This is a genomic window from Streptococcus sp. HMSC062D07 (genome assembly GCF_001814215.1).
GTDB classification, from domain to species: Bacteria; Bacillota; Bacilli; order Lactobacillales; family Streptococcaceae; genus Streptococcus; species Streptococcus infantis_I.
Genome location: NZ_KV815330.1, coordinates 138,243 through 148,590, shown reverse-complemented (window position 1 = coordinate 148,590; position 10,348 = coordinate 138,243). Strand labels below are relative to the sequence as shown.

The 10,348-nt window shown below is 40.3% G+C and carries 11 protein-coding genes and 1 pseudogene; 11 read left to right on the top strand and 1 reads right to left on the bottom strand.

The genetic code is table 11. The features are described from left to right. The 3 genes and pseudogenes from HMPREF2957_RS09390 to HMPREF2957_RS05615 form a co-directional block, all read left to right on the top strand. Window positions 1–387: pseudogene (locus tag HMPREF2957_RS09390) on the top strand (N-acetylmuramoyl-L-alanine amidase family protein); the annotation flags it as partial. A gap of 105 nt (window positions 388–492) precedes the next feature. After that, window positions 493–1,452, top strand: a complete 960-nt coding sequence (locus tag HMPREF2957_RS05620; protein WP_070678016.1) for an ROK family glucokinase — start codon at window positions 493–495, stop codon at window positions 1,450–1,452. A gap of 101 nt (window positions 1,453–1,553) precedes the next feature. Beyond that, entirely contained in the window at window positions 1,554–2,393 is an 840-nt protein-coding gene (locus HMPREF2957_RS05615; protein ID WP_070678014.1) for a thymidylate synthase, read from the top strand. 200 nt (window positions 2,394–2,593) lie between these two features. Here HMPREF2957_RS05615 and HMPREF2957_RS05610 read toward each other — a convergent pair whose 3' ends face one another. Next, the gene (locus HMPREF2957_RS05610; RefSeq protein ID WP_001051780.1) at window positions 2,594–2,764 is read right to left on the bottom strand and encodes a DUF3042 family protein; all 171 of its coding nucleotides are present in this window, start codon (window positions 2,762–2,764) and stop codon (window positions 2,594–2,596) included. 122 nt (window positions 2,765–2,886) lie between these two features. On the opposite strand from HMPREF2957_RS05610, the gene miaA reads away from it, so the two are divergent. The 8 genes from miaA to HMPREF2957_RS05570 all read left to right on the top strand — a co-directional run bounded on the left by miaA (window position 2,887) and on the right by HMPREF2957_RS05570 (window position 10,238). Further along, on the top strand, window positions 2,887–3,771 hold the full coding sequence (gene miaA / locus HMPREF2957_RS05605; protein WP_070678012.1) for a tRNA (adenosine(37)-N6)-dimethylallyltransferase MiaA: 885 nt from the start codon (window positions 2,887–2,889) through the stop codon (window positions 3,769–3,771). Next, window positions 3,764–5,002 carry a GTPase HflX gene (gene hflX / locus HMPREF2957_RS05600; protein ID WP_070678008.1) on the top strand — a complete coding sequence of 413 codons (1,239 nt, stop codon included), beginning with the start codon at window positions 3,764–3,766 and terminating at the stop codon, window positions 5,000–5,002. Before miaA ends, hflX begins: the two co-directional genes overlap by 8 nt. Then, a complete protein-coding gene (locus tag HMPREF2957_RS05595; RefSeq protein WP_070678007.1) occupies window positions 4,995–5,618 on the top strand; it encodes a cystathionine beta-lyase in 624 nt (207 codons plus the stop codon). The genes hflX and HMPREF2957_RS05595 overlap by 8 nt, the downstream gene beginning before the upstream one ends. A 14-nt stretch (window positions 5,619–5,632) precedes the next feature. Continuing rightward, window positions 5,633–6,562 (top strand): ribonuclease Z, encoded by a 930-nt coding sequence (gene rnz / locus HMPREF2957_RS05590; protein ID WP_036755430.1) that lies wholly within the window; start codon window positions 5,633–5,635, stop codon window positions 6,560–6,562. 20 nt (window positions 6,563–6,582) lie between these two features. Then, window positions 6,583–7,338, top strand: coding sequence for an SDR family NAD(P)-dependent oxidoreductase (locus HMPREF2957_RS05585; protein ID WP_070678005.1), 756 nt, complete (start codon window positions 6,583–6,585; stop codon window positions 7,336–7,338). 388 nt (window positions 7,339–7,726) lie between these two features. Further along, window positions 7,727–8,056, top strand: coding sequence for a hypothetical protein (locus tag HMPREF2957_RS05580; protein ID WP_006152229.1), 330 nt, complete (start codon window positions 7,727–7,729; stop codon window positions 8,054–8,056). A 6-nt stretch (window positions 8,057–8,062) separates the two neighbouring features. Continuing rightward, the gene (locus HMPREF2957_RS05575; protein ID WP_070678002.1) at window positions 8,063–8,257 is read left to right on the top strand and encodes a helix-turn-helix transcriptional regulator; all 195 of its coding nucleotides are present in this window, start codon (window positions 8,063–8,065) and stop codon (window positions 8,255–8,257) included. A gap of 232 nt (window positions 8,258–8,489) precedes the next feature. Continuing rightward, window positions 8,490–10,238 carry a glycoside hydrolase family 13 protein gene (locus HMPREF2957_RS05570; RefSeq protein WP_070677998.1) on the top strand — a complete coding sequence of 583 codons (1,749 nt, stop codon included), beginning with the start codon at window positions 8,490–8,492 and terminating at the stop codon, window positions 10,236–10,238. Window positions 10,239–10,348 lie beyond the last annotated feature (110 nt).

The window sequence follows — 10,348 nt, the reverse complement described above, 5'->3', positions numbered from 1 at the left end:
TGGTATTACCTCAAATCAGATGGTTCATATGCGCGCAATACTTGGCAAGGAAGTTACTATCTCAAATCAGATGGTAAGATGGCTCAGGGTGAATGGATTTATGATTCTTACTACAAAGCCTGGTATTACCTCAAATCAGATGGTTCATATGCGCATAATACTTGGCAAGGTGCATATTACCTCAAGTCAAATGGGAAAATGGCTCAGAGTGAATGGGTCTATGACTCTTCTTACCAATCTTGGTACTACTTAAAATCAGATGGATCTTATGCTCGCAATGCATGGCAAGGAAATTACTATTTGAAATCGGATGGTAAAATGGCTAAGAATGAGCGAGTGGATGGTGGACGCTATTATGTAGATGCTTCTGGTTTGTGGAAACCATAGAGTAGAAATAATCTGGAAAGGTAATGCAAAGCTTTGCACAAATCTAACGATTTTGTTATACTATGTCTGTAAGCATTTCCATTAATAAATATAAAGGAGAAAAAGATGAGTCAAAAGATTATTGGGATTGACCTTGGTGGAACTTCTGTTAAGTTTGCAATTTTAACTCAAGAAGGAGAAATCCAAGAAAAATGGTCTATTAAGACTAACATTTTGGATGAAGGAAGCCATATCGTAGACGATATGATTGAATCAATTCAACATCGTTTGAACTTGCTTGGATTGTCAGCTACGGATTTCCAAGGTATTGGTATGGGTTCACCTGGTGTAGTTGACCGTGAAAATGGAACTGTTATCGGAGCCTACAACCTCAACTGGAAAACTCTTCAACCAATCAAAGAGAAAATGGAAAAAGCCTTGGGTATTCCATTCTTCATTGATAATGATGCCAATGTGGCGGCTCTTGGTGAGCGCTGGATGGGTGCTGGTGAAAACCAACCTGACGTTGTCTTTATGACTCTGGGTACAGGTGTTGGTGGTGGTATCGTGGCAGAAGGTAAATTGCTTCACGGTGTTGCTGGTGCTGCTGGTGAGCTTGGTCACATCACTGTTGACTTTGACCAACCAATCGCATGTACCTGTGGTAAAAAAGGCTGTCTTGAGACAGTGGCTTCAGCAACAGGTATTGTCAACTTGACTCGTCGTTATGCAGATGAGTATGAAGGTGATGCAGCCTTAAAACGCTTGATTGATGATGGAGAAGAAGTAACTGCTAAAACTGTCTTTGATTTGGCAAAAGAAGGGGACGACCTAGCTTTAATCGTTTACCGTAACTTCTCACGCTACTTGGGTATTGCATGTGCCAACATCGGTTCTATCCTAAATCCATCAACAATTGTTATCGGTGGTGGAGTTTCAGCTGCCGGAGAATTCCTTCTACAAGGTGTTCAAAAGGTTTATGACGAAAATACCTTCCCGCAAGTTCGTACAACAACTAAATTGGCTCTTGCGACTCTAGGAAATGACGCTGGAGTTATCGGAGCAGCATCACTTGTCTTGCAATAAGAAGCAAAAGAAGGAGAAAATCACTATCTTGAAGCGAGTGATTTTCCTCCTTTCTTTTTTTATGCTATACTAGTTAAGAATAAACGTTGAGGAGAGAGTAAATGACAAAAGCAGATAAGATTTTTAAAGAAAATATTGAGCGAATTCTCAATGAAGGTGTCTTTTCAGAACAGGCTCGTCCCAAGTATAAGGACGGAACAGTGGCTAACTCCAAGTACGTCACAGGTGCTTTTGCGGAGTATGATTTGTCTAAGGGCGAATTTCCAATCACGACCTTGCGTCCAATTGCTATCAAATCAGCTATCAAGGAAGTACTCTGGATTTATCAAGACCAGTCTAATAGTCTAGAAGTTCTTAATGACAAGTACAATGTCCACTATTGGAATGATTGGGAAGTGGGAGACACAGGGACAATTGGCGAGCGTTATGGGGCTGTGGTTAAGAAGCATGACATTATCAATAAAATCCTCAAACAGTTAGAAGCCAATCCTTGGAACCGTCGCAATATCATCTCACTTTGGGATTATCAAGCTTTTGAGGAAACAGATGGCCTTCTTCCTTGTGCCTTTCAAACTATGTTTGATGTCCGTCGAGTAGATGGGGACATCTATCTAGATGCGACCTTGACCCAGCGTTCTAATGATATGCTGGTAGCTCACCACATCAATGCCATGCAGTATGTGGCTCTTCAAATGATGATTGCCAAACACTTTGGTTGGAAGGTAGGAAAATTCTTCTACTTTATCAATAACCTTCATATCTACGATAATCAATTTGAACAGGCAGAGGAACTGCTCCGTCGTGAGCCTTCAAATTGCCAACCACGTTTGGTCTTGAATGTACCAGACAAGACCAACTTCTTTGATATTAAAGCAGAAGATTTTGAGTTGGTTGACTATGATCCAGTGAAACCGCAGTTGAAGTTTGATCTAGCTATTTAATACTCTTCGAAAATCTCTTCAAACCACGTCAGCGTCGCCTTACCGTAGATATATGTAACTGACTTCGTCAGTCATATCTACAACCTCAAAGCAGTGCTTTGAGCAACCTACGGCTAGCTTCCTAGTTTGCTCTTTGATTTTCATTGAGTATAAAAGAATAGAAAAAAAGAAGTTGGAAATTCCAACTTCTTTTTTATTAATTAGCGTGATACGCGACGGCGAGCTGCTTTTTTACGATTTTCTTCGATGAAAGCTGCTTTTTGTTCTTCTGGTTCAATCACTTTCTTTTTGAATGCGTATACTGCACCTGCAACAGCAGCAACAGTTCCTGCAACACCTGTTACGAGACCTTTAGCAAATCCTTTAGCCATGAGTCTTCCTCCTTTTATTTATAAATCAGACGGAAATAGCTTAAGATATAGCATTTTTCTGCCTGTCTATTTTGTGATATAATAATAGTAACGAAAAAATGGGAATTTTTCAAGGAAAAACGATGAAAAGCAAAATAATTGTGATTGTTGGTCCAACTGCAGTTGGAAAGACTGCCCTAGCCATTGAAGTTGCTCAGCGATTCAATGGTGAAGTAGTCAGTGGGGATAGCCAACAAGTATACCGAGGACTGGATATTGGAACAGCCAAGGCAAGTCTGGAGGAGCAGGCAACTGTCCCTCATCACTTGATTGATGTGAGAGATGTAACCGAGTCTTACTCGGCTTTTGATTTTGTTTCAGAAGCAAAGGCAGCCATCGAGGATATTCAAAATCGCGGGAAACTTGCTATTATCGCTGGTGGGACAGGACTTTATATCCAAAGTCTGCTAGAAGGATATCATTTAGGTGGAGAGACACCACATGAGGACATTTTAGCTTATCGTGCTAGTCTAGAGCCTTTTTCAGATGAGGAGTTAGCCCAACTCCTAGAGCAAGCAGGTCTTGAAGTTCCCCAGTTTAATCGTCGTCGTGCCATGCGTGCCATGGAAATTGCTCATTTTTCTCAAGATTTGGAAAATCAGGAGAGTCCTTATGAAGCTCTGATTATTTGTCTGGATGATGAGCGGAGTCAATTGTATGAACGGATTAACCACCGAGTGGATTTGATGTTTGAAGCTGGACTTCTAGACGAAGCCAAGTGGTTGTTTGACCATTATCCAGATGTGCAGGCTGCTAAAGGGATTGGCTACAAGGAACTCTTTCCCTATTTTCGAGGAGAGCAGAGTTTGGAGGAGGCTAGCGATAGTCTCAAGCAAGCGACTCGTCGATTTGCCAAGCGCCAGCTAACCTGGTTCCGCAATCGCATGCAGGTGACCTTTTATCAGATAGGAGAATCTGGTGTGAAAGAGCGTATTTTAAGCCAGATTGAGGAGTTTTTAAATGATTGAAACGGAGAAAAAAGAGGAGCGAGTCCTGCTCATTGGTGTTGAACTCCAGGGCATGGATAATTTTGACCTCTCCATGGAAGAGCTGGCTAGTCTGGCTAAGACGGCTGGTGCAGTTGTAGTCGATAGCTACAGACAAAAACGCGAAAAATACGATTCTAAGACCTTTGTCGGCTCTGGTAAGTTGGAAGAAATTGCTCAAATGGTGGACGCAGAAGAAATCACGACAGTCATTGTCAATAACCGTCTGACACCTCGACAAAATGTCAATTTAGAGGAAGTCTTAGGTGTCAAGGTCATTGACCGTATGCAGTTGATTTTGGATATCTTTGCTATGAGAGCTCGAAGCCATGAAGGTAAGCTACAAGTGCATCTAGCTCAGCTCAAATACCTCTTGCCTCGTTTGGTTGGTCAGGGGATTATGCTCAGCCGTCAGGCAGGGGGAATTGGTTCCCGTGGTCCAGGTGAAAGTCAGCTGGAGCTTAACCGTCGTAGTGTTCGCAACCAGATTACAGATATCGAACGTCAACTCAAGGTGGTTGAGAAAAACCGAGCGACAGTTCGAGAAAAACGTTTGGAGTCAAGTACCTTTAAGATTGGTTTGATTGGTTACACCAATGCTGGGAAGTCAACTATTATGAATACTTTGACCAGCAAGACCCAGTATGAAGCGGATGAGCTTTTTGCAACTCTAGATGCGACAACTAAAAGCATCCATCTGGGGGGCAATCTACAGGTAACCTTGACAGATACCGTTGGATTTATCCAAGACCTACCGACAGAGTTGGTGTCTAGTTTTAAATCAACCTTGGAAGAAAGCAAGCATGTAGATCTCCTGGTCCATGTCATCGATGCTAGCAATCCTTACCATGAGGAACATGAAAAAACGGTCCTCTCCATCATGAAAGATTTGGAAATGGAGGATATTCCTCGCTTAACCCTTTATAATAAAGCAGATTTGGTGGAGGATTTCACACCTACTCAAACGCCTTATGCATTGATTTCTGCCAAGTCTGAGAATAGTCGCGAACAGCTGCAGGCTTTACTGCTGGATAAGATCAAGGAAATTTTTGAAGTATTTACCCTGCGCGTTCCTTTTTCTAAATCTTACAAGATTCATGATTTAGAAAGTGTTGCGATTCTAGAAGAACGGGACTACCAAGATGACTGTGAGGTCATCACTGGCTACATTGCAGAGAGAAACAAATGGAGATTAGAGGAATTTTATGACTGATATCAAAACGTTAGCCTTCAAGTATGGTGGATATACGAGTCTAGACAAGGTCTATCTGGACCAACTTTTAGCTGGTAGGTCTGAAGAGGAACAACTAGCTCTCATTACACCTCCACCCAGCGTAGTGAATGCCTACTTTGCCGAGCTCTACCAGAAAAAGAGTCCTGAAGCTGCGACGGATTATTTTTCAGAACTCAGTCATGAACTGAATCTCTACAATGCTGAGCCAAGTTTCACCTTTGAAAATAAGCCTTTCATTCGCCTTAATTTATCTGGCAAATCTTTTGGATTTTGCTATGAGAGTGAAGGACTGGGAAGGATTTTCTCTGAAAATGAAGAGGAAATCTCGAATGACTTGCTTTTTGAGATTGCGCAAATTTTCCCTCATCAGTTGGTCTTTGAGGAGTCTGGAAAGATTTACATGAAGGCGATTGGAGAGGAAGAAATTGTCTCTGTGGAAAGTTTGACTCCTCTGACAGACTTGGAAATCTTGGCAGATGGAAGAAAACGACTTAAAGGCTACAGCCAAGAGGATTTACTACAAGAAGCTAGAGCTTTTTCTGGCAAATTTTATTATCGCTCGGAAAACCGCACCGCTATGTTATATATTGATTAATTAGAAAGTAGCAAATGGATATTCAATTTTTAGGAACGGGGGCTGGTCAGCCCTCTAAAGCCCGCAACGTTTCAAGTCTCGCACTGAAACTCTTGGACGAGATTAACGAAGTCTGGCTCTTTGACTGTGGAGAAGGAACGCAAAATCGCATTCTGGAAACCACGATTCGACCACGCAAGGTCAGCAAAATCTTTATTACACACTTGCATGGAGATCATATCTTTGGTTTGCCAGGATTCCTTTCTAGTCGTGCCTTTCAAGCCAATGAAGAACAGACAGATTTGGAAATCTATGGTCCCCAAGGCATCAAATCTTTTGTCTTGACCAGTCTACGAGTGTCAGGTTCACGCTTGCCCTATAAGATTCATTTCCATGAGTTCAACCAAGATTCTCTAGGGAAAATTCTTGAAACCGATAAATTTACAGTTTATGCGGAAGAGTTGGATCACACTATTTTCTGTGTGGGCTACCGTGTCATTCAAAAGGACCTAGAAGGCACTCTGGATGCTGAAAAATTAAAGGCTGCCGGCGTACCATTTGGACCACTCTTTGGAAAAATCAAAAACGGTCAGGATGTCATCCTAGAAGACGGCACCGAGATTAAGGCAGCAGACTATATCTCAGCGCCACGTCCAGGTAAGATTATCACTATCTTGGGTGATACTCGAAAAACTAATGCCAGTGTGCGTCTGGCTGTCAATGCAGATGTCCTTGTCCATGAGTCTACTTATGGCAAGGGAGACGAGAAGATTGCTCGTAATCACGGTCACTCCACCAATATGCAGGCTGCTCAGGTAGCGGCAGAAGCGGGAGCCAAACGACTCTTGCTCAACCATATCAGTGCCCGTTTTCTTTCAAAAGATATCAGCCAGCTTAAGAAAGATGCTGCAACGATTTTTGAAAATGTCCATGTGGTTAAAGACTTGGAAGAAGTGGAAATCTAGAATCTCGAGAAAGGAAAAGTATGTCTACTATTCTCATTACGGGTGCTAGCGGGGGTCTAGCCCAAGAAATGGTCAAACTCTTGCCTCAAGACCAACTCATTTTGCTAGGTAGAAATAAGGAAAAATTAGCTCAACTATACGGAAATTATCCTCAGGCAGAATTGATTGAAATTGATATTACCGACGCTCAAGCCTTAGAAGAACTAGTTGCTGAACTCTATCAGCGTTATGGTAAGATTGATGTCTTGATTAACAACGCTGGATATGGGATTTTTGAAGATTTTGACAAGATTTCTAATCAAGATATTCATCAAATGTTTGAAGTCAATTCTTTTGCTTTGATGAATCTGTCTCGTTTGGTTGCTTCTCGTATGAAGGAGATTCGAAAAGGTCATATCATCAATATCGTTAGCATGGCAGGATTGATTGCGACTGCTAAGTCTAGTCTATATTCTGCGACCAAGTTTGCGGCCATTGGTTTTTCAAATGCTCTTCGCCTTGAGCTCATGCCCTATGGTGTCTATGTGACAACTGTTAATCCAGGACCTATCCGTACAGGATTTTTTGACCAGGCAGACCCAGATGGGACCTACCTCAAATCGGTCGACCGTTTTCTATTGGAACCAGATGCTGTCGCTCAAAAGATTGTCAAGACTATAGGTAAAAACAAACGCGAGCTCAATCTCCCAGCCTTGCTGAATCTAGCCCATAAGTTTTATACCCTCTTTCCTAAGTTAGCAGATAAGTTGGCTGGGGAAACTTTTAATTATAAGTGAGAAAGTTGTTCCCTTGAGGAATGGCTTTTTATTTTTTTCGGTTGCTAATTTGTAGAAAAATACCACATGAAAAACAGACAGTTTATAACGATTTAGCCACTTTAAGGTATAATAGTGATAAGAAAGCAGAAAAGAGAGGATAAACTTCGAGTCTAACATAACTGAAAGTATATCTATAGCCGAAGCTTATGAAGTCAAGATAAAATAGGATTAAAAGAACTTGACCTTTTTCAGATTGATTAGACTGTAAATTGGAGTTAGGAATATTCTTAGAATAGATGAAGAAAATAAAAAATGTTAAAACATCTTGACATTTTATCTATTTGGAGTATAATAAAAAATGTAAAGGGCTCTTAACATTGTTTTAACAGATTGGAGGAACAGGACCATGAGAAAAATGGATGAAATGGACAGAGCGATTCAGCTACGTTCTGAGGAATGGGGTTATAAAACTGCTCTATTTGGCTTATGTGGATGGACAGTATTTAATATTTATCAATCTATTACAAAAGGCATTGAACTTGAAATGTTACCATGTCTGATTTTATGTTTATCTATTTCTGTTCAAGGATTTGCACAAACTGCCATAAAACAGAAAATGATTGACGGTGATGAAGATTTCAAAGAACCTAATAAACTTGTTCAAGGAATATTTTTGATTATTGTTATCCTTATCGTAGTTTTGGCGATTGGCATTTATTGTTTTCAGAAAGACTAATGCTGTATGAAAAATAATATCAAACAGTTAAGAAAGTCTGAAGGACTACGTCAGGAAGATATGGCAAGAATATTAGGCGTTAGTCGACAAACCATAATTGCTATAGAGAATGACAAGTACAATCCTACACTTGAACTAGCAATGAAAATTGCAAGATTGCTACGACTACATGTTGAAGAAATTTTCATTTTAGTAGATTAAAGATATCAGATAGCATTTATTCTAATCATCTGATTCGTAATGATAGAGAGTTTTCCAGTTCATGGAAACTCTCTTTTTAAAGCTTAAAAAGAGTCTACTCAATTTTACCCTTGTCCATCAGTATACCTATCGTAAAACTAGTATAAAAATTGCAAATAAACAGCTAAAATAGTATACTAGAACTAGCAATTATGAAAACGTTTTGCTTTTCATTAATTTTAGGAGACAAGACATGGAATTAACAGCCATTTATCATAGACCAGAATCAGAGTATGCTTATCTTTACAAAGAAGGTCGGCTACATATCCGAATTAGAACAAAGAAAAATGATGTCCAGAAGGTTATCTTACACTATGGAGATCCCTTTATTTTCATTGAGGATAAGTATGAAGCCAAGAAAGAAATGACCAAAGTAACCTCAGATGCCCTATTTGACTATTGGCAGGTTACGGTATCAGTTGATTTTGCTCGCATTCAGTATCTCTTTGAACTTCTTGATACAGAAGGTCAGGGTGTCTACTATGGCGATAAGGGTTGTGTAGAATATACTCAGGAAAACTTAGATGCTGATGGAAACGGCTTTAAGCTTCCTTATATTCACGAAATCGACGGATGTCAGGTTCCTAACTGGGTTTCAAATACCGTTTGGTATCAGATTTTCCCAGAACGATTTGCAAATGGAAATCCTAATCTAACTCCAGATGGAGCTCGAGAGTGGGATGCTACCATTGCACCTAACAGGGACGACTTTTTTGGTGGAGATTTACAAGGGATTATCGACCATCTAGACTATCTAAAAGATTTGGGAATCACTGGACTTTATCTATGTCCGATTTTTGAAGCAACAACCAATCATAAGTACGATACGACGGATTATTTTGAAATTGACCGTCACTTTGGAGACAAGGAAGTCTTTCGTAATCTAGTCGATGAAGCTCACAAACGTGGCATCAAGATTATGCTAGATGCTGTTTTCAATCATATCGGCTACCAGTCTGCCCAATGGCAGGATGTTCTAAAAAACGGAGAAAAGTCACCGTATAAAGATTGGTTCCATATCCAAGAATTTCCAGTTACTGAGGATAAACTTCAGAATCCAAGACAACTCCCTTATCATACCTTTGCCTTTGCTAGCTATATGCCTAAGTTGAATACAGCTAATCCGGAGGTTAGGGACTATCTTCTCAGTGTTGCGACCTACTGGATTGAAAATTTTGATATCGATGCTTGGCGCTTGGACGTTGCTAATGAAATTGACCATCAGTTCTGGAGAGATTTCAGAAAGGCAGTTCTCGCTAAAAAGCCTGATCTGTATATTTTAGGTGAAATCTGGCATACCTCACAACCTTGGCTACAAGGGGACGAGTTCCATGCGGTCATGAATTACCCGCTCTCTGAAAGTATCAAGGATTATTTCTTGCGTCAGCGTAAAAAGACAGAGCAGTTTATTTCAGAAATCAACAGCCAGTCTATGTACTACAAGCAACAAATCTCAGAGGTGATGTTTAACCTTTTAGATTCTCATGATACAGAGCGAATCCTTACAACTGCCAAAGGAAATATCCAGCATGTCAAGGCTGCCCTGACTTTCCTCTATCTTCAAAAAGGGACCCCTTGTATCTATTACGGAACAGAGCTAGCACTAATTGGTGGACCAGACCCTGATTGCCGTCGTGTCATGCCCTGGGACCGTGTATCTGAAGACAATGACATGCTGAATTTTATGAAGAAATTAATCAAGATTCGTAAGGACGTTGCAAGGATTATTCAGCATGGAAATTATTGCTTGGAAGAAGTGAAACCAGATGTTCTTGCCTTGAGCTGGAACTACCAAGGAAAAGAAGTTCAGGCAATCTTTAATCAGTCTTCTGAGAATTTTGTTTTAGAAAGAGACTTTGTTGATTTAGCTAGTCATTGCCATCTTAAAGATGGACAACAAGTTATCTTGCCTGATGGTTTTGTAGTTTATATGATAGACTAGCATGGTTCATTGGAGTATTATGTCATATCAGTGAAAAATAATTTAGAAGGTTGTTTCTATAAAGGAGCGACCTTTTATTTTGTATATGATTTAGTAATTCTGTCAAATAA